This is a genomic window from Rhodococcus sp. H-CA8f (assembly GCF_002501585.1).
GTDB lineage: Bacteria > Actinomycetota > Actinomycetes > Mycobacteriales > Mycobacteriaceae > Rhodococcus_F > Rhodococcus_F erythropolis.
The window spans coordinates 1,592,306-1,611,546 of record NZ_CP023720.1 but is presented as its reverse complement, the minus strand read 5'-3'; the positions used below and the strand labels follow the sequence as shown (position 1 = coordinate 1,611,546).

Genomic DNA, 19,241 nt, shown 5'->3' with positions numbered 1-19,241 from the left:
TTGTAATTTCATCGCAACCGTACTACAACTAGCAGAGTAACTCTACTAATTGAAGGGTTGAAAATGACTGATGCTTTTGTCCTCGACTACGTGCGCACACCGCGCGGCCGAGCATCGACGCGAGGTGCCCTCCACGAACACAGCCCAGTCGATCTTGTCGTCCACCTGGCCAAGGCTTTGCAGGGTCGAACGAACCTCGCCGCAGAACAGATCGACGACGTCGTTCTCGGTTGCGCATCGCAGGTGGACGAGCAGGGCGCGAACATCGCGAGAACTGCCGCACTCCTTGCCGGTTGGGGCGATTCCGTTCCCGGCGCGACCCTCAATCGTTTCTGCGCATCCGGCGTCGACGCAGTCGGCCAGAGCGCAGCCCGCATTCGCAGCGACGACGTCTCCCTCGTCGTGGCCGGTGGCGTCGAAAGCGTCTCCCGCACTCCGATGTTCAGTGATCGCGGACCGCTGTGGACCGACCCGGCAACCATCGCGCAGATCGGCTCCATCCATATGGGTGTTGCCGCCGACTTGAATGCCACGATCGAGGGGTACTCCCGCGACGAGTTGGATGCGTACGGCGTCGAAACCCAGCACAAGGCTGCCGAGGCCTGGCGCAACGGCGCATTCGAGCGGTCCGTTGTGCCCGTTCCCGGCAGAAATGGTGAAGCCGGAATCGCGCACGACGAACTGGTCAGGGCAGAGACGACGGCAGAGGGACTCGCCGCGCTGCCTCCGGCCTTCGAAGGGCTCGGCGCCGCCGGTCAGGATGCACTCGCGCTCGCCGCCTACCCTGAGGTCGGCAAGATCGAACACCTGCACACCGTCGGATCCTCTCCCGCCATGGCCGACGGCGCAGCACTACTACTCCTCGGATCCGAGAAAGCCGCGGCCAGAGCCGGCCTGACCCCTCGCGCACGGATCATCGGATCCGCCTCGACTTCGGTGAATCCGGTTCTCATGCTCACGGCGGGCCAGAGCGCCGTGGAGGCAGTCATCGCTCGAGCCGGGCTTCGTCCACAGGACATCGACGTGTTCGAGTTCGCAGAGGCCTTCTCCGCGCTCTGCCTACGGTTCCGCCGCGATCTTGACGCCGGGCCGGACCGCATGAACCCCAACGGAGGCACGATGGCGATGGGCCATGCATTCGGCGCCACCGGAGCAATTCTCGTCGGCGCGTGTGTCGACGAACTGGTACGGAGCGACGGACGCTACGGTGTGGCCGCGGTCAGCGGCGCCGCCGGTGTCGGAGTCGCGGTGCTCGTCGAACGGATCGGCTCGTGACCGCCAGTTCACTCTCGAGCCGCGTTGCCGTCGTCACGGGAGGGGGTAAGGGCCTCGGCCGTTCCGTCGCACTGCATCTCGCGAGCCGAGGGGTCACGGTGATCGTCAACAATCGAAATCGCACCGTCGACGCGAGCGGCCGGGGTCCTGCAGATCAGGTTGTCGACGAAATCCTCGAAGCCGGTGGCCACGCCGTCGCCAACCACGACGACGTCACCGACCCCGAGGTCGGTCGAAAGTTGGTGGACGACGCTCTCACTCGGTTCGGACGACTCGATTTCTGCATCACCAGTGCCGCGGTCAGCGGTCCACAGATGCTCCATCGCACCACCGCCGAGAACCTCAGCACCGTCATCACGACAAACGTCGTCGGGACCGCGCTGGTTGCCGCTGAAGCCTCCCGAGTGATGCGCGAAGCCGGATTCGGGCGCATCGTGATGATTGCCTCGACCGCAGGACTGCACGGCGAACCCACCGTATCCGCCTACGCCGCCAGTAAGGGTGCCGTCATCGCACTGGGCCGCACCGCGGCCGGCGAAGGCGCGAGTCGCAATGTGTTCACCAATGTCGTACTGCCCTACGCCACTACGCAGATGACCGAGTCCGGAATGGACCCACGATTCATCGACATCATGGGGGCCGACCTGGTAGCCCCGGTGGTCACTGCTCTCGTCGATCCCGAGTCCACGACCAACGGGCAGGTGATCGTCACCGCAGGTAACGGAGTGCGTTCGGCCGACGCCGTCGAGGGCTCGACCGAATTCTTGCCCACCACCACAGAACTCGATGCCAAAGCGCTCGACGCACTGCTCGTGACCAGCCGGCTCGGCACTCCTCACACCTATCCGAGCGCACAGGAAGCCTTCGCGGACTTCGCTTCCGAACTGCTCGACCACCACAATCAGAAAGCGCGCGCATGACCGACATCCCATTGGGCGACCTTGCACTGAACTTCGGTGTGAGCGCACTCGCCGTACTCGTCTTCATCGCAGTCGTGATGGCCGTAGCCATCCGGATGAACAATCACTCGATCATCGACATCTGTTGGGGGCCTGGCTTCGCCGTCGTCGCCGTCGTCTCGTACCTGACGTCCATCGGATCGGACGGCAACGATCTGCGTCGCCTCGTGGTGCTGGCACTGACCGTGGTGTGGGGAATGCGACTCGGCCTCTACATCGGTTTCCGAAACCGTGGGCACGGGCAGGACAAGCGCTACACTGCCCTGCTCAAACATCAACAGGGACCGCTGGTTCCGTTCCTGATTCGCAAAATCTACGGCCTCCAGGGCGTTCTCATTCTCGTGGTGTCGCTGCCGGTCCAGTTCGCGATGTACGAGTTTCGCGCCCTCGGAGTCCTCGGCGCGATCGGCATCGCAGTCTGGACCGTCGGCTTCGTCTTCGAATCGGTTGGTGACTACCAACTTTCCCGCTTCAAGGCAGATCCGGCCAATTCAGGAATGGTGATGGATCGTGGACTCTGGGCCTGGACCCGGCATCCCAACTACTTCGGTGACGCATGTGTCTGGGTCGGACTGTTCATCCTCGCACTTGGTGATCCATTGGCGCTGATCACGATCGTCTCGCCGATCGTCATGATCAAACTGCTGGTGAGCTACAGCGGTAAGGCCCTTCTCGAACGCGGCATGCGCAAGAGCAAGGGGCAGGCCTACGACGACTACGTCGCCCGGACCAGTGGCTTCTTTCCCCGTCCACCCCGTCCGGCACGAAACCACGCGTCGTGAGCGCCCCCACGAGTGGTCTCGCTGACGTCTTCGATCTGGAATCGACCGGCCCGGACCGGTGGCAAGGGTCGAACGACGGTGTTCGGCTACCTCAGTTGTTCGGCGGCCAACTGGTCGCCCAGTCGATTCTCGCAGCCGGGCACACGGTTACCGACGGCAAAGCGATCAGTTCCGTCCACACGCACTTCCTTCGCCCGGGGTCGACGAATCGCGCGACCGAGTTCTCGGTAGATCGCCTTCGGGACGGAAAACGCCTGTCCACCAGAGGCGTCGACGTCCACCAGGACGGACGACTCGTCTGCCGTTCGACGGTCTCTGCTTCCTCGATCGACGAGGGCATCACTCACAGTCGCGCCGTACCCGCCGCACTCCCGCCCGCTGAGTGCGTGACGTTGCAGGAGTTGGCCGAGGCAGACGGTGGGCTGGGTGAGGTGTGGGAGGAGTTCTCCGCCATCGAGATTCGTGTGTCCCCCCTCGATTCGCAGTCCCCCACGACGCATTCGGCGGCGCCTCCGCGCAACATCTGGATGCGTTCGGCTCAGCGACTGAGCGACGATCCGCTGATTCACGTCGCTGCTCTCGCCTATGCCAGTGATCTGATGCTGATGGCAACCGCGCTGACTCCGCACGGCTACGACATCGGGCAGGAGCACTCGCTCGATACGGATTGGACGGGCGTGTCCCTCGATCACACGATGTGGTTTCAGCGTCCCGTGCGAGCGGACGAGTGGCTCCTCTTCGAGCATTCGACACCCACTGCTCATGCCGGCAGAGCAGTCGTGAATGCCGCGGTCTTCGATCAGTCCGGACTCCAGATCTGCCAGATCACCCAGGAAGCGTTACTCATTGCCCGTATCGAGTGATTCCCGACTCTTTCTGCAGACCACTCGGTACGGTCTCGCGGTGCCGCAGGGTTCGCGGCCTATGATTTCGGGGTGGTACGAGTGAATGCAACCGGATCTTCGGCGTCGGCCGGATCTCCGACACCCACGCCGTCGGTGGGCGTCACCGAGTTGCCTGCGGGCGGACCCAACGCACTGGCGGTCACGCTCGGGCTACTGGGAGACGAGTGGAACCTCTGGATTCTGCGGTTCGCCCTTTTGGGGTCGCGTCGATACAACGACTGGCTGGCTCTCGGGGGAATCTCCAACTCCGTGCTGTCCTCACGGTTGGCAGTCCTGACGGCCGGCGGAATGCTCGAGCGCCGGGAGTACCAGCAGAACCCGCCGAGGCACGAATACTCGGTCACTCGCAAAGGCCAGTCGATCTGGCCGGTCCTCATCACCATGTGGTCGTGGGAGAAGCAGTGGGCACCGAATGAAACCGCGCCACTACCGCCACTACGGCACAGCACCTGCGGAAACGACTTCACTCCGATCCTGCGTTGCAAGGAGTGCGGCGAGGACGTCGACGTGCGATCCCTGGACTCCCAAATGGGGCCGAGTGGGGACTTCTCACGCAGTGTGCCCGAAGCAACGTCGAGGCGCCGCTCCACCAAGTCCGAACGCCGACCGGAAATCCTGGCTCACACGATGGAACTCGTCGGCAATCGCTGGTCGGCAGCGATCATCGGGGCAGCTTTCCGAGGTGCCCGTCGTTACGGAGAGTTCGCCGAGATCACCGGTGCGCCGCCGGCAATCGTCGCCGATCGGTTGAAGCACCTCACCGAGATCGGTGTGATGGAAACGCGGCCGCTTCCGGATCGCCCACAGTGGTCGGAGTATCGACTCACCGACAAGGGAACCGCGTACTTCCCCGTCGTGATGTGCATGATCTCGTGGGGTCAGCGCTGGTTCAGATCCGCGGACGGTCCGGACATCGTTCTCCATCACAAGGCGTGTGGAAAGCGGTTCGAAGCAAGGCTGGGTTGTAGTGCGTGTGGTGAGGAACTGAGGTCTTCGGACATCGAGGCGATCGACCTCACCACCTCGGTGCACGTGCCGGGGTCCGGCTGGTCCTGAGATCCCCACTCAGCCGGCAGTGCGGATCCGGTCGAAGCTCCGGCCTCGGTGTTCGAGCGGCAGCCTGTCCCCTCGCCCGAACAATTTGTTGCGCAGCGTCCCCGCTTCGTAGTCGCTCTGGTAGGCACCCCTCCTCGTCAGCTCCGGAATCACATGCTCCACAATGTCTTCGAAGGTTCCAGGAGTCACCGCGTACGCGAGATTGAAGCCGTCGACGTCGGTCTCGGCAACCCACTCCTGCAACTCGTCGGCGACCTCCGCGCCGGAACCGACAACGATCGGGCCGAGCCCGCCGATACCCGCCCACTCCGCGATGTCTCCCACCGTCCATTCGCCGCCCTTCTCGTCGGCCTGACGAAACGATGCGACCGCGGATTGAATGGCGTTGCTCTCGACGTTCCCGATCGGCTCGTCCGCCCGGTATCCGGAGAGATCAATTCCCATCCACCCCGAGGTGAAAACGAGTGCACCTTCTCTACTCGCGTAGCTGCGGTAGTCCTCGAGCTTCGCCTGGGCCAACTCGGGGGTTCGGTCGGTGATGATCGTCAACAGTGTGTAGATGCGGGCCGAGTACGGATCGCGCCCGACCTTCGTCAGTTCGTTTCGGATTCGGGCAACGGTGTCTTTGAGAATCGCCTTTGTCGGTGCACCCACAAAGATCGCCTCCGCATTCTCCGCGGCGAACCGAACCCCGCGTGGCGACGCGCCGGCCTGGAAGATGACCGGCGTCCGCTGCGGAGAAGGTTCGGAGATGTGGATGCCCGGAACCGTGAAGTGCTTGCCTTCGTGCTCGATCGGGTGAACTTTGGCGGGGTCCGTGTAGACCCCGGTAGTTCTGTCACGCACCACCGCGTCGTCTTCCCACGACGTTTCCCACAACTTGTAGAGAACTTCGAGGTACTCGTCCGCGTGGTCGTAGCGATCGTCGTGCTGGAGTTGGTCGTCCTCGCCCATGTTCCGTGCAGCCGACGGGAGGTATCCGGTGACCACGTTCCACCCGATTCGCCCGTTCGTCAGGTGGTCGAGGGTGCTCAAGCGCCGAGCAAACGGGTACGGATGCTCGAAAGCTGTACCTGCGGTGATACCGAAGCCCAAGTGCTCGGTCACGGCCGCCATCGCCGACGCCAGCAGTAGCGGGTCCGAGACCGGTACCTGCGCGCCCTGCCGCAGCGCTGCGTCGTGATTGCCGCCGTACACGTCGTATGTTCCCAACACATCGGCCAGGAACAGCCCGTCGAATCGTCCACGCTCGAGGAGTTTCGCCAATTCCGTCCAGTACCTCAGATCCGTGTACCTGGACGACTGGTCCTCCGGGTGACGCCACAGACCTGGCGATTGGTGGGCGACGCAGTTCATGGCAAAGGCGTTGAAGCGGATTCTGCGGGTCATTCCCGCACCATGCCGTGCCTGCTCCTCGGTGACCACCATTGCGATCAGTGCGATCGGTTCGGCTCCTGCTTGCACCCGGCGATACCGTCGACTTCGCGACCTCGTCGGCGGGCCGCTACACTGACTAGCGCAGCTGTGACGCCCGAGGCTTCGTGCCGACAGGTCGAGCGGATGCAAAAGTAGTATCGGGAAGCGAAAACCCCGGCAGCACACGGTTTTCAGCGCTTGTCGGTACGCTCCCCGCCCTCGTAGCTCAGGGGATAGAGCATTCCTCTCCTAAAGGAAGGGTCGCAGGTTCGAATCCTGCCGAGGGCACCAGGTGGGACTCTCCCCACATCGGCGTGACCAACGTGCCATTCTTGAATTCATGACGACGCCTCACTCCACGGCAACTCCCCCGAAGAACATGTCTTTGATCCCGGGTGGGACGTACTGGATGGGCTCCGAAGACTTCTATCCGGAAGAACGCCCAGTTCACCAGGTCACCGTCGACGGATTCTGGATGGACACGACGGCGGTGACAGTCGCCGAGTTCCGACGCTTCGTGAAGGCAACCGGCCACGTCACCACTGCTGAAATCGCCCCGGATGCCGCCGACTATCCCGACGCCGATCCAGCCCTCCTCGTCCCGGGATCGTTGGTCTTCAATTCGCCACCCGGCCCGGTTTCACTCGACGACTACACCCGGTGGTGGTCGTTCACTCCCGGCGCCGATTGGCGCCATCCCGAGGGCTCCGACAGCAACATCGGGGGACGTGAACGGCACCCCGTCACCCACGTGTCGTACTTCGACGCCCAGGCCTACGCCGCGTGGGCCGGCAAGGAACTCCCGACCGAGGCCGAGTGGGAGTTTGCCGCCCGCGGCGGACTCGATCGCCAGGCCTACGTGTGGGGCGATCACGACTCTCCGGGCGGGCGGCCCGGTGGCAACGTATGGCAGGGCCAGTTCCCCTGGGAGAACCTGCTCGAGGACGGGTACGAGCGCACCGCTCCGGTCGGAAAGTTCCGGCCCAACGGCTACGGACTGCTCGACATGGCCGGGAACGTGTGGGAATGGACGGCCGATCATTACACGTCCGACCACGCCCACAGTTCCAAGAACGTCGCGCCGGCCTCGTCGTGCTGCATTCCTCGCAATCCCCGCGCGGAGTTCGCCACCGAGGCCTTGGCCGGCGAACCCTACGCACGACGGGTGATCAAAGGCGGCTCACATCTGTGTGCACCGAACTACTGCTTGCGATATCGCCCCGCCGCGCGGCAGGGCGAATCCGAGGAGTCCTCGACCTGCCACGTCGGCTTCCGGTGCATCATCCGCATTCCGCAGGAGTAGATCAGAAGGGCACGTCCCCCAGGATGGCCACCCGCTCCATGACCCGGCGATGCGGGAAGTAGTCGCTCGCAGCGTAGTGCTGGGTGGCCCGGTTGTCCCAGAAGGCAATGGAATTCGGCGCCCACTTGAAGCGGCACTGGAAGTCCGGGACCTTGACCTGCGCGAACAGCAGGTTGAGCAGATCGTTGCCTTCGACAGGATCCATATCCGGAATGTGGGTGGTGAAGAGGCTGTTGACGAACAGAGTCTTACGCCCGGTCTCCGGATGCTTACGCACCATCGGATGCAGAACCGGCGGGTACTGCTCCTTCATCTGCTCCAACTTCTCCGGGCTCATGCCGCGTCCGAAGGACGGCACAAAATCGTGGATGGCGTCCTTGCCGTCGATCAAGTCCTTGATCTCGTCGGGGAGGCAGTCGAAGGCGTTACCCATATCGGCCCAGAGCGTGTCACCACCGGCAGGCGGTACGTCGATCGCCCGAAGTACTGAACCGAGCGGCGGCGTCTTCGTCCAGGTGACGTCGACGTGCCAGATGTTCTCCGTTCCTGGACTGTCCTCTCCGCGTTCGAATCTGACGACTGCCGGGACCTCTCCCTGCGGGAGAAGTGGATGAACCTCCAGTTCACCCCAATGGGCCGCGAAGTCACGATGATTCAAGCTCGAAATCGGCTGGTCCCGAAAGAACACGACCTTCCATTCGAGGAGGGCCCGACGCACGTCCTCGATCTGCTCCTCCGACGGATCACGCAAGTCGATATCGCTGATCTCGGCACCGATGAACGGTGTGACGGGTGTCAGAGTGAACCGCTCGTACGGCCGCGATTCAACGCCTTCCGGATTTCGCCTCATTCCGCGTGGTCCGAATTCGATTGTGTGATTGCCGATTTGGACTGTTCGTGATGATGTAAGGGTAGCCATCGAATGACTCCGTCCTGTCGTGTCGTGTCGCGGGGTCACACGTCAGTCGACGCGTGCACCCGCTTTGCTCGTGTGCGTTTGTGTGCGCTTTGGGGCGCGGTCAGTGCTCCTACCGCGAGATCGACCAGATGATCCACCGTCGTATCGAAATCTGCCTGCACAACGGGGTTTTCGTCTTCGCGGCGCTGCTCGAAGATGGCCAGAGCAGAGACGCTCATGTTGAACGTCAGATCGATCCGTTCAACCGCGACGCGGCGGGGCAGATGCGGCAACGCCCGCGTCAACCTGCCGACTACCTCGTTGATTCCTTCACTGACCTCGCGAAACTCAGCACTTTGTGTATCTACTGACGGTGAAATTCTCGCGATGAACCGCGCATAGTTGGACCCGTCGACCGTCGCCATGAAATCGGCCAGCGGGTACAGGAAGGCTTCGACCAAAGCACGGACCAGATCGGTCCGCCCACTGGCGTCGACGTCGTCGAGATACGTCAGTCGCGCTGCATTGATCTGATCCATCCGATGCCGGAATACGGCCAGCACCAGACCGTCTCGCCCGCCGAAGTGATACTGAACTGCAGAGTTGTTGCGCTGCCCGGCCGCAGTCGCCACGTCCCGCATGGACACTTCGTGAATACCGTGCTCGGCGAACATCCGCTCGGCGACGGCGATCATGGCGTTCTTGGCATCCAACGAGGCGGGCATATACCGACCATATAAGTCACTGTCTTAATTCCGCAAGACCCACCCCCTGTGCGCGGTTTGGGAGTGCAGGGACTCCTTAACCACTCACAGGGGTGATTGTCCCAGTCAGCGAGACCGAGACTGCTAGTGAAGTCGTGACCGTTACGCTCCAGATTAAGACGACTGCTTAATCGACCCGGTTTTGCATACGCCAAGGAGCCTGCTGGTGAATCGCCATTCCATCCCGATCATTCCCGAGACGCCGAACGTCGCGGCCGCCGTGTACTACCCCGATCAGAATCCCCCGTACACCCGCCCGGAACCGCTTCGCCCGCCGGCCGGGGCCCCGAACGTGCTGCTGATCATGATCGACGACGTCGGATTCGGCGCACCCTCCGCGTTCGGTGGCCCGTGCCGCACGCCCACCGCCGAGCGTTTGGCCGAAACCGGCGTGAAATACAGCCGATTCCACACCACGGCTCTGTGCTCGCCGACGCGTGCCGCCACACTGACCGGGCGCAACCACCACAGTGTCGGTATGGGTGTCATCTCCGAAATGGCCAACGCGGCACCGGGATACAACGGTACCCGCCCTGCCTCTGCCGCCACGGTCGCACGCGTCCTGCAGGGAAACGGCTATGCGACGGGCGCTTTCGGCAAGATGCACCAGACCCCGACGTGGGAGACCACCGCTGCCGGGCCGTTCGATCGGTGGCCGGTCCGTGAGGGTTTCGACAAGTTCTACGGTTTTCTCGGTGCCGAGTCCGATCAGTTCACCCCGGTTCTCTACGAGGACTTCACGATGGTCGACTTACCCAAGACGCCACAGGAGGGCTACCACCTGTCCGAAGATCTCGTCGACCACGCGATCGAATGGGTCGAGGGCGTCAACACGATGGACCCGGACAAGCCGTGGTTCTGCTACCTCCCCTTCGGCGCGTGCCACGCTCCACTCCAGGTCCCGGACCGCTACCTGGACAAGTACGTCGGCGAATTCGATCACGGGTGGGATCGCCAACGTGAGATCACCCTCCAAAAGCAGAAGGAACTGGGCGTCGTCGCTCCTGACACCGAGTTGGCCCCCTGGGCTCCGGGGCTCCCGCACTGGGACGAACTCGACGACGACCAGAAGAAGGTCTCGGCCCGTTTGATGGAGTTGTACGCGGCATTTCTCGAGCACACCGACGACGAGGTAGGCAGGCTCGTCGACCGGTTGCAGGAAATGGGTGTACTCGACAACACTCTGGTGCTCTACATGCTGGGTGACAACGGCGCCTCCGCCGAGGGCGGCATGGAGGGCTCGTTCAATTACCTCGCCGGCCTCAACGGTTACAAGAGTGCGACATCCGACGTACTGGCGCGCTACGACGAGTTGGGGACCGAAACCAGCTACCCGCACTATCCGGCGTCGTGGGCTCTGGCTCTCGACACCCCGTACCAGTGGGCCAAGCAGGTTGCGTCCCACTACGGCGGTACCCGAAACGGTCTGATCGCCCACTGGCCCAAGGGGATCGACAAGTCAGGAATCAGGGAGCAGTGGCATCACTGCGTCGACATCACGCCGACAATCCTGGAAGCTGCCGGGATTCCGGCACCGACCAGCGTCGACGGGGTCACCCAGAAACCGATGGAAGGCGTGGCGATGAACTACACCTTCGCCGAGCCCGACGCCGAAGAGCGCCACACCACACAGTATTTCGAGATCTTCGGCAACCGCGGAATCTACGATCACGGTTGGACCGCAGTCACGGCCCACCGCGCACCCTGGCTGATGGCCACTCACGGCCTCGAGCTCACACCGATGAGCGAAGACCGCTGGGAGCTGTACGACACCTCGGTCGACTGGTCGCAGGCCCGCGATCTCGCGGACGAGCATCCCGAGATCCTGGCCCGGCTCAAGGAAAAGTTCCTCGTCGAGGCGGCCAAATATCAGGTGTTGCCGCTGGACGACAGAACGGTCGGTCGCCACGCCACCGCGGAATCACGACCCCCGCATCCGATGATGGGCCGCAAGACCCTCACGCTGTACCCACACATGAACGGCCTGGTCGAGAAAGCCGCGCCGACGTTCTTCAACCGCTCGTACACGCTGACCGCAAGTCTGGGTAGCGTCGCCGACGGCATGCTGGTCAGCCTCGGTGGCCGGTTCGGCGGATTCGCTTTGTACATACTCGATTCCGTCCCCGTCTACTGCTACAACTTCAGCGGCGGTGGTCGGACCTTCGTGCGTGGGTGCAACCCGCTGGCACCCGATGCGCGCGAGGTGTCCGTCCACTTCGAGTACGACGGCGGCGGAATCGGCAAGGGTGGAACCGCAACCCTGAGCGTCGACGACGAGGTGGTCTCCGAGGGCCGGATCGAGAAGACCACTCGGGCGATCTTCAGCATGAACGAACAGCTCGACGTCGGCATCAACCGGGGAAGCCCGGTCGCGGAAGAGTTCGCGGACAAGGGCACGTTCCGCTACGGCGGCAAACTCAACAGCGTGACGATCGACTTACGCTCCACCCGCGACGTGGTGTCCGCGGAGGAACGGGAGAAAATCTCACTCGCCGTGCACTGATCGAACAGGCGACGCTCGCCGATTGTGCAGCCGCGCGCGATATCTGCCGTGCGGCTGCACAATCGCCCTGCGTCTATCCGACCGTGTACATCTGCAGGCACGGCCCGACCGGGCGAGCTTCCAGGATGTCGCGCGCCTTCTCACGCGCTGCGTTGAACTCCCAGGGCGCAGTGGTACCCGGCACTCCGAATCGATATCTGCTCAAGGCACATGAACGCTGCGGTTCCGGTAGACGATCCAAGGCAGGTACCGCGTCGACGGAGAGCCCGTGCAAGTAGGAAACGTCTATGCTCTTGCCGCCCTCGAACCGCTCCACGTTCTTTTGCGCGATGTACGCATCGGGGTTGAACACCGCGAAGGCAAGCAGCGCGACGGCCGAAGTGGCGAGAACAGCTGTGGGCAGCCACTTCCCGGACATCCGAATACCTGCGACGAGCAACAACACGAACACGAAGCCAAGAAGCAACTCTGTCGCGAAGACGCTGACCCGGAGCACCGTGAAACCGTACTGATTCTCGTACAACCACATCCGGTGCACAGCGGACGCCACGATCACCAGGCTGAAGACACACAGGGCACCCAACAGTCCACGGGCAAGACGCCTCGATCCAGCGTCGCGGCGGTCGATGTACCGCACTGCAACGGCGATGACGAGCAGCGTCAGCACGGTAACCGCCATGAGCTGCCAGAAACCCTCACGCGCGTAGTCCGCGTAGGTCAGTCCATCGGTCACCTGCACGTGCTCGTCTCCCCCGAACAGCGTCTTCGTCTGTACTGCAACAAAACCGAGGAACAGCACGTTGAGCACTCCGAGCGGGACCGCCCACTCCCACATCGGCAACGGCGTCGCCGGCGCAGGTGCAAACGCGTCCACCGTCGGCGTTCTGCGACGCAGGTACACCGCAACCAGCGTGCCGAACGCCATCACGACGCCGGCAAAGATCCGTGCTCCCGGGTTCGACACGGAGATGGCAGGAGCGAAGCCGCCGAAGATCTTCGCGAACTCCGGATCCGCACTCACGAACAAAGATCCGAAAATCAGCAGGAGAAGAATCGACACTGCGCTCACGACGACAACTCGCGCCGCCGGCACCCGCGGAGCAGAGCGGGTAGCAAGTTTTCGACGACGAACGAAGTTGACCGTACGGTGGGGTGCCCGCCAGGGAGCGAACATTCCCAGAAGTATTCCGGTCCACGTCCGCCCGCCGATCAGAGTCCACGTGAACAGAACCCACGCAGCTACGACGCAGAGGAACACCAACCACTCCGCACCGCGAACGGCGGCAACGCCCAGAAGTGCGAGCATCCCCATCGCGGCGGCCCACTGCGTCGCAGACATCCGCGGCGGCGTCAGAATCCCGAACACGATCACCACGCCGACACCGACGATGACGTACGCGATACTCACGAAACCTGGATCGAGGATCAGGGCCGCCAGCGCCCCAACGCCGCTCGCGCCGACGAGCATCGAGCGGGTGGCCATCGACGTGCGATCGGGACGCCAGAACCGGCTGGGTCGCTTGGGTTTTGCAACCGGTATCGGCGCTTTCGGCGGAATGACTATTGGAGCGCTCATGTGATCTCCCATGTTTCGGGTTCAAATTTCGGGTTCGGAACTACGGGCGAATGCCTGATGAAGGCATGCGCCATCGCGAGATCTCTCGATCTCGTTGGAAACTTTGATTCAGCTCTGCGGCAGCACTACTCGAATGCAGCAGCCCGACTGGGCATCGACGACGGCGATCCTGCCGTCATGTAATTCGACCGCCCACTTCGCGATCGCGAGGCCGAGCCCGGTACCCCCGTCGGTCGATCCGCCGCGGATGAAGCGGTCGAACACTCGCTCACGGGCTTGTGGCTCGATGCCGGGGCCGTCGTCGTGGACATCGAGCACCAACTCCCCTGCACTGCCGGTACGTACTCGGATGACAACTTTCGTGTCGACGTTCCCGTGCTGAACCGCGTTGTCCACCAGGTTGGTCACCACCTGATGGAGGCGATCCGGATCGGCTACCACGGACAATTTCGGAGGCTTGACGTCTATCTCGATGTCGCCCGCACTCACACTCGACAGCTCACGTAGGAACGGCTCGACCTCGAAACGGCGGCGCTTCAACGGCATAGCGCCGCCCTCGAGTTTCGAGAGGTCGAGAAGGTCGGCCACCAGCGCTCCCAGTCGTTCCGTCTGCCGCAACGCCGATTTCATCATCGCCGGATCCGGTTCTTCGACACCGTCGACGACGTTTTCGAGCATGGCTTGCAAAGCGGTGATGGGCGTCCGTAATTCGTGGGAGACGTTGCCGATCAACTCGCGGCGGTACCGGTCGTCGGCCCCGAGGTCCTCGGCCATCCGATTGAACGCATGGGCGAGTTCGCCTACTTCGTCGCGGGAAGTCGCTCGTACCCGCCGCGAATAATCGCCGCGCGCCATCGCCTTCGCCGCGGCTGTCATCTCGCGAAGCGGTGACGTCATTCCGTGTGCGAGCACTTGTGTAACTCCGAGAGCGACAACCAACGCCGTCAGGAGAGCAAAACGAAATGGTTGTTGCGACGTCAGCCAGAAACCGCCCGCGGCGAACAACAGCGCTGCGACAACCAGGAGGCCGACCTTCACTTTGAACGATCGCATCGGGTCCAGCGGCCGCGGCCACCGTGCAAAGAGTCGGTCGACGCCGCTCATCGCGGCACGTCCCAGGCGTACCCGACGCCGTGAACGGTCCGGATCACGGAAGGTCCGAGCTTGCGTCGTAGAGCCTTGACGTGGCTGTCGACGGTCCGACTACCCGCTCCCTCACCCCAGCCCCAGATCTCCTCGAGCAGCGACTCCCGCGGGATCGCCGCTCGCGGCCGCTCCGCCAGGTAGGCGATGAGATCGAATTCGGTGCGAGTCAGGTGGACTTCCTGCGTATCACGACGCACTCGACGTTCGGTCAGGTCGATCACGACGTCGCCGAACTCGAGCAAGTCGGCCACTGGGCGAGCAGCGTGCTCCGCACGATCAGCGCGCCGAAGCAATGCCTGAACACGGGCGACGAGGACACGCATGCTGAACGGCTTGCTCAAATAATCGTCGGCCCCGACGCCGAGACCTATCAGCATGTCGGTTTCATCGGCACGAGCGGTCAACATCAGCACGGGCACCGGGCGCACGGCCTGGATGCGGCGGCAGACTTCGAGGCCGTCGAATCCCGGCATCATCACGTCGAGCACCACTAGGTCGGCGTCCATCTGCTCGCAGCGGGTCACAGCACTGGGACCGTCGAATGCCAACTCGACGTCGTAGCCCTCGGCACGCAGCCTCGCTGCGATGGACTCGCAGATACTGACCTCGTCGTCGACCACGAGCACTCTTCGCTGACTCATGGAACTGACTGTATTCGGCCCTCGTGGATGAACCTGGGAGGACTTGTGAAGGTTCTGTGCAGGTTCTAGAACCTGCGGATGTTGTTGATCGGCAGATCCGCCAGCGGCGTCAGTCCGGTCGGAACACCAACTCCGTAGGCGTTGAACACCATTCCGAATCCGGCGTAGATGCCGACGTGCGTCGCACCGGGGTAGAAGGTGATGACATCGCCGGGCGCGAGGGCCCACCGAGGAACCGGCTGTCCGACGTTGGCCTGCTGTTGGCTGGTCCTTGGCAGATTCACTCCTGCCTGCCGAAACGCCCATTGCACCAGCCCGGAGCAGTCCCACGAGTTCGGCCCGACTCCGCCCCATTGGTAGGGCTTTCCGGTCTGAGTGCTCGCTGCTGCCAGCGCGATCAGGCCTGCCGGACTCGGAATGGGGAGGGCGGCTGATCCGCTGCTGATGCTTCCTGCGCTTCCCAGGCTGCCGGAGCTCCCGCTACTGCCGCCGCTACCGAGGCTCCCCGGGTCGGCCGAGGCGGGGGCAGCGGAGAGCAACAGGACGCTTCCGGTCAGCAGAGCAGCGACCGTTCCCGTGCGGAGTGTCGACTTCTTCATGCATCCGTCCTTCGTGGGAGTCGTTTCGGCGCGCGGCAGCGCACCTCGATAGCCGTGAACTGGTAAGACACGTGAAAACAAACACTTCGTTCGGATGTTAACGGCGTAGACGTGGTGTTCGGACAGGAATCATTGATCCCATTTGTCGGTTTTCGACAAACAGGCCTTACGTCCCGGCCTGGCAAAGATCAGGGAATGATCGGGGATTTCCTGGATCCGTCGGAGCCGGCGGATCCCTAGATTCGAAATCATGCGCTCATACCTCCTTGTCGCCGCGGTCATCATCGGAGCCACCACGGCGCTGATCGGTTGCTCGACGCTCCAGCGCGCAGTGGAGATTCAATCGGATCTCGACGGACTCACCAGGTCGGGTGTCGTCGGGTCGATCGCAACACTCGACGACGGCACCACGACGGCTGTCATGACCAGCGGCGTACCCAATCGGACCAACGGCGATTCGATCGGCAAGAATGATCGGGTCCGGATCGGAAGTGTGACAAAGACATTCACCGCTTCACTCGTCCTGCAGTTGGTGGCCGAAGGCAAGGTCGACCTCGACGCACCGATCGAGCAGTACCTCCCGGGCCTACTGCACGGCAGTGACATGGACGGCAGTGACATGGACGGCAGTGGCACAGACGGTAGCGCAATCACCGTGCGGCAACTGTTGCAACATCGCAGCGGCCTACCCGAGTTCGCCGGAGAACCCGGCGCCGACGAATGGATTGCCGCAAACGAGGACCGAACGCTGACGCCGTCTGCCGCGGTCGCCATCGCCCTCGGCAAACCGGCGCAATTCGTCCCCGGAACGTCGTTCGTCTACACCAACACCAACTACATCGTTCTCGGAATGCTCGTCGAATCGGTGACCGGCCGCAGCTACGCCGACGAACTTCAGTCTCGGATACTCGACCCGCTGGACCTGGAAGACACGTACCTCCCGGCGGCCGGTGAGCGCGACATCAGGGGCGATCACCTGACGGGCTATCAGGATCTCGATGGTGGCCTGACCGATGTTTCCCGCACGGAACCGTCGATCCCCTGGTCTGCCGGAGCGATGGTCTCGACGGGCACAGACCTGAACGCCTTCTGGCGTGCGCTACTCGACGGGCAGGTGGTGCCGGCCGAGCAGCTTGCCGAGATGACCACCCCTCAGGTCGGCGCCACCGAAGCCGAGGGGCTCGGGTACGGGATGGGCGTCGGCGCCACCGAACTTCCCTGCGGCGTCACCTATACCGGCCACAGTGGCGGGATCTACGGGTACTACACGCTGTCCGGTGCGACGCCGGATCGTGCGTTCACCGTGACGCTGACGTCGACGCCGAAGGACCAACCGGACACCGTCGCGATACTCTCGCACGCGCTCTGCCCCTGACGCTGTTACCAGTACTGATGACGCTGCCCGTCGGTATCCGCGACGAAGATGACCGCGTCGGCGCCGTCCAACTCCGAAGGTTTCAGCGGCAGATGCCCTGGCAGGATCGCTTCTCCCGCGGTGATCGACGGGCCGAGCGCGGCTAGCAGGGCCGGAGTCGAGAACAGGGCACGCCGACCGGTCGCATCGGCCAACGCTCCCTGCAGAGTGCCCGGATCACTGTCGGGGTTGGCGTCGGTTGCCAAAAATACGTAACGCTCCCCGAGGACAAGTCCGACAAGTGAGCCGGCGCTCCCCCAACTGACCACGTCGCCGTTGACCGGCATGTCGGACGGCACTCGCAAGAGATGGGCATTGTGTGCGAACAGCAGGCTCGGCCCGCGTCGCTGCTCCTGGGCGACGACCGCCAGCAGGTTCTCGGCCATCATCTCGGCACGCAGACTGAGCAGTGTTCCGATGCGATCAGGAGCGGAACTCGCCATCGCGGAGTGATAGCGCAAGAGCCCCAGAGCGGTGCGTGAATGTGCAAGGGCCAGGTCGTACCCGGCCGGGTCGGCGGGTCGCAGCACTGGTGCGGCGCGCCGCAGGACGCTGCCGAGGTCGTCCGCAATGATGCGCAGAGCGCGAGCATGATCGGAGTTGCCGACGGACGCAGCCGGATCGAACATCGCCGCCGGGTTGGTCCAGTCGGCGTCCTGACCCAGTAAAAGGTCGGCGTCGTCGAGAGATTGCGGCCGCAACGCGGCGGGCAGGAAGTCACCTGCCGCAGACAGTGCGCGGCGCGGGCTCGGTGCACCGGAGTACTCCACCGGAGCGTCGAAGCCGTAGAAGCGAACTCGGTCAGCCGGAGCGCGGCCGTCGTTGTACTCGCGTAGCCATTCGACGAGTTCGCGGTTTCCCGGTACCGCACCGAATCCGTGGCTGAAGCCTGTGGCGAGCACCTTCTCGATGTCCGCCTCTCCCCCGTTCACGTAGCCGTCGACAAGCAATGCCGCAAAGACATCTGTTTCGAGCACGATCGACCGATATCCTCGTTCGACCAGTTGGCCGAGAAGTTCGTTGCGCAGCAACGGAAAAGCCTTGATCCCATGAGTCGGCTCGCCGAGAGCCAGCAGAGCCGGCACCTCGCTTCGCGCTGCGAGCAGTTCGTCGACGGCACGACCAAGACTTGCCGCGTCTTCGAGTTGGCGGCCGAACTCACTCAGCGCTGGGGCAGTGGACATGATCATCCCTTTCGAAGGTGGACTGCCTTCGACAGTATCGTTGAAGATTCGAGTGAAACTTTTACAACAATTACCTGGGGCATACCGCGAAAAGCCTCAATCGGAGGTGATCAGTGCGGCCCATCGACCTTGCCCGTGAACACGGGTTGTCCGCACAGGCGATCCGCAATTACGACGACGCCGGCGTCCTTCCTCCGACCGAGCGCAGCAACTCCGGCTACCGGCGATACACCCCAGTGCACGCGCAGGCCCTGCGCACTTTCCTCGCATTGCGCGGCGGTCACGGGCACCAGCGGGCCACGGAAATCATGCGTGCGACCAACCAGGGCGACACCGAGTCCGCCTACCGCCTGATCGACAGTGCACACGTGACACTGCTCGCCGAGCGAGGAACTCGCACCGAGGTAGCCGCAACGCTGGGGACTCTGTCCACCATGGCACCGGCACTGGTCCACGGTCCAGCGCTGACGGTGGGTGAGCTCGCGCGCCGTCTCGGCGTTCACCCGGCGACACTGCGCACGTGGGAAGAGCACGGCATCCTGCACCCCGAGCGCGAACGAGCTACGGGTTATCGCGAATACGGTCCGGAGTGTGTGCGCGACGCCGAGATCGCGCGGCAGCTGCGGCGCGGCGGCTACCGACTGTCGCAAGTCGCCCAGTTTCTCGATTCGCTGCGCGAGGCCGGCGGAGCGGACTCATTGGCAGCGTTCCTCGAATCCTGGCAAGACCGGCTGGCCACACGCAGTCGCAACCTTCTCGCCGGCGCGGCTCAGCTCGATGCCTATCTCACGATGCTGGATCAGACCTAGCCGGGCAATCG

General features: G+C 63.4%; 17 protein-coding genes and 1 tRNA gene. 10 read left to right on the top strand and 8 right to left on the bottom strand.

Annotated features, from left to right (window positions below):
* The first annotated feature begins 63 nt into the window (after nucleotides 1-63).
* From CPI83_RS07760 to CPI83_RS07740, 5 genes are all read left to right on the top strand, one after another.
* Nucleotides 64-1,275 carry an acetyl-CoA C-acyltransferase gene (locus CPI83_RS07760; RefSeq protein ID WP_097387040.1) on the top strand — a complete coding sequence of 404 codons (1,212 nt, stop codon included), beginning with the start codon at nucleotides 64-66 and terminating at the stop codon, nucleotides 1,273-1,275.
* Entirely contained in the window at nucleotides 1,272-2,195 is a 924-nt protein-coding gene (locus CPI83_RS07755; RefSeq protein ID WP_097387039.1) for an SDR family NAD(P)-dependent oxidoreductase, read from the top strand. The genes CPI83_RS07760 and CPI83_RS07755 overlap by 4 nt, the downstream gene beginning before the upstream one ends.
* On the top strand, nucleotides 2,192-3,016 hold the full coding sequence (locus CPI83_RS07750) for a DUF1295 domain-containing protein (RefSeq protein WP_019744815.1): 825 nt from the start codon (nucleotides 2,192-2,194) through the stop codon (nucleotides 3,014-3,016). Before CPI83_RS07755 ends, CPI83_RS07750 begins: the two co-directional genes overlap by 4 nt.
* Complete coding sequence (locus CPI83_RS07745; protein WP_020908689.1) at nucleotides 3,013-3,879, top strand: acyl-CoA thioesterase domain-containing protein; 867 nt, start codon at nucleotides 3,013-3,015, stop codon at nucleotides 3,877-3,879. The genes CPI83_RS07750 and CPI83_RS07745 overlap by 4 nt, the downstream gene beginning before the upstream one ends.
* An 81-nt stretch (nucleotides 3,880-3,960) precedes the next feature.
* Nucleotides 3,961-4,977, top strand: a complete 1,017-nt coding sequence (locus CPI83_RS07740; RefSeq protein WP_021345229.1) for a helix-turn-helix domain-containing protein — start codon at nucleotides 3,961-3,963, stop codon at nucleotides 4,975-4,977.
* Between the two features lie 9 nt (nucleotides 4,978-4,986).
* Here the strand turns inward: CPI83_RS07740 and CPI83_RS07735 are convergent, their stop codons facing one another.
* Nucleotides 4,987-6,366, bottom strand: coding sequence for an LLM class flavin-dependent oxidoreductase (locus tag CPI83_RS07735; protein ID WP_198586365.1), 1,380 nt, complete (start codon nucleotides 6,364-6,366; stop codon nucleotides 4,987-4,989).
* Between the two features lie 242 nt (nucleotides 6,367-6,608).
* Between CPI83_RS07735 and CPI83_RS07730 the strand changes: the two genes are divergently transcribed.
* Nucleotides 6,609-6,684, top strand: a tRNA-Arg gene (locus CPI83_RS07730).
* Between the two features lie 49 nt (nucleotides 6,685-6,733).
* Entirely contained in the window at nucleotides 6,734-7,696 is a 963-nt protein-coding gene (locus CPI83_RS07725) for a formylglycine-generating enzyme family protein (RefSeq protein WP_069146427.1), read from the top strand.
* A gap of 1 nt (nucleotide 7,697) precedes the next feature.
* Here CPI83_RS07725 and CPI83_RS07720 read toward each other — a convergent pair whose 3' ends face one another.
* Nucleotides 7,698-8,615, bottom strand: coding sequence for a TauD/TfdA family dioxygenase (locus tag CPI83_RS07720; RefSeq protein ID WP_020970412.1), 918 nt, complete (start codon nucleotides 8,613-8,615; stop codon nucleotides 7,698-7,700).
* A 35-nt stretch (nucleotides 8,616-8,650) separates the two neighbouring features.
* Nucleotides 8,651-9,319, bottom strand: coding sequence for a TetR family transcriptional regulator (locus CPI83_RS07715; RefSeq protein WP_021332258.1), 669 nt, complete (start codon nucleotides 9,317-9,319; stop codon nucleotides 8,651-8,653).
* Nucleotides 9,320-9,524: 205 nt separating this feature from the next.
* On the opposite strand from CPI83_RS07715, the gene CPI83_RS07710 reads away from it, so the two are divergent.
* The gene (locus tag CPI83_RS07710) at nucleotides 9,525-11,861 is read left to right on the top strand and encodes an arylsulfatase (RefSeq protein ID WP_097387037.1); all 2,337 of its coding nucleotides are present in this window, start codon (nucleotides 9,525-9,527) and stop codon (nucleotides 11,859-11,861) included.
* A 73-nt stretch (nucleotides 11,862-11,934) separates the two neighbouring features.
* On the opposite strand, the gene CPI83_RS07705 is transcribed toward CPI83_RS07710, so the two are convergent.
* From CPI83_RS07705 to CPI83_RS07690, 4 genes are all read right to left on the bottom strand, one after another.
* Nucleotides 11,935-13,437: a DUF4173 domain-containing protein gene (locus tag CPI83_RS07705; RefSeq protein ID WP_232816881.1), complete on the bottom strand. Its 1,503-nt coding sequence runs from the start codon at nucleotides 13,435-13,437 to the stop codon at nucleotides 11,935-11,937.
* 108 nt (nucleotides 13,438-13,545) lie between these two features.
* Nucleotides 13,546-14,541 (bottom strand): HAMP domain-containing sensor histidine kinase, encoded by a 996-nt coding sequence (locus CPI83_RS07700; protein WP_029255973.1) that lies wholly within the window; start codon nucleotides 14,539-14,541, stop codon nucleotides 13,546-13,548.
* A complete protein-coding gene (locus CPI83_RS07695) occupies nucleotides 14,538-15,224 on the bottom strand; it encodes a response regulator transcription factor (RefSeq protein ID WP_020908708.1) in 687 nt (228 codons plus the stop codon). Before CPI83_RS07695 ends, CPI83_RS07700 begins: the two co-directional genes overlap by 4 nt.
* Nucleotides 15,225-15,289: 65 nt before the next feature.
* A complete protein-coding gene (locus CPI83_RS07690) occupies nucleotides 15,290-15,823 on the bottom strand; it encodes an NlpC/P60 family protein (protein WP_029255974.1) in 534 nt (177 codons plus the stop codon).
* A 250-nt stretch (nucleotides 15,824-16,073) separates the two neighbouring features.
* Between CPI83_RS07690 and CPI83_RS07685 the strand changes: the two genes are divergently transcribed.
* Nucleotides 16,074-17,198, top strand: a complete 1,125-nt coding sequence (locus CPI83_RS07685; RefSeq protein WP_019744827.1) for a serine hydrolase domain-containing protein — start codon at nucleotides 16,074-16,076, stop codon at nucleotides 17,196-17,198.
* Nucleotides 17,199-17,203: 5 nt separating this feature from the next.
* Here the strand turns inward: CPI83_RS07685 and CPI83_RS07680 are convergent, their stop codons facing one another.
* Entirely contained in the window at nucleotides 17,204-18,427 is a 1,224-nt protein-coding gene (locus tag CPI83_RS07680; RefSeq protein WP_097387036.1) for an erythromycin esterase family protein, read from the bottom strand.
* Between the two features lie 107 nt (nucleotides 18,428-18,534).
* Here CPI83_RS07680 and CPI83_RS07675 point away from each other — a divergent pair, with 107 nt between their 5' ends.
* Nucleotides 18,535-19,230: a TioE family transcriptional regulator gene (locus CPI83_RS07675; RefSeq protein WP_097387035.1), complete on the top strand. Its 696-nt coding sequence runs from the start codon at nucleotides 18,535-18,537 to the stop codon at nucleotides 19,228-19,230.
* Nucleotides 19,231-19,241: the final 11 nt, after the last annotated feature.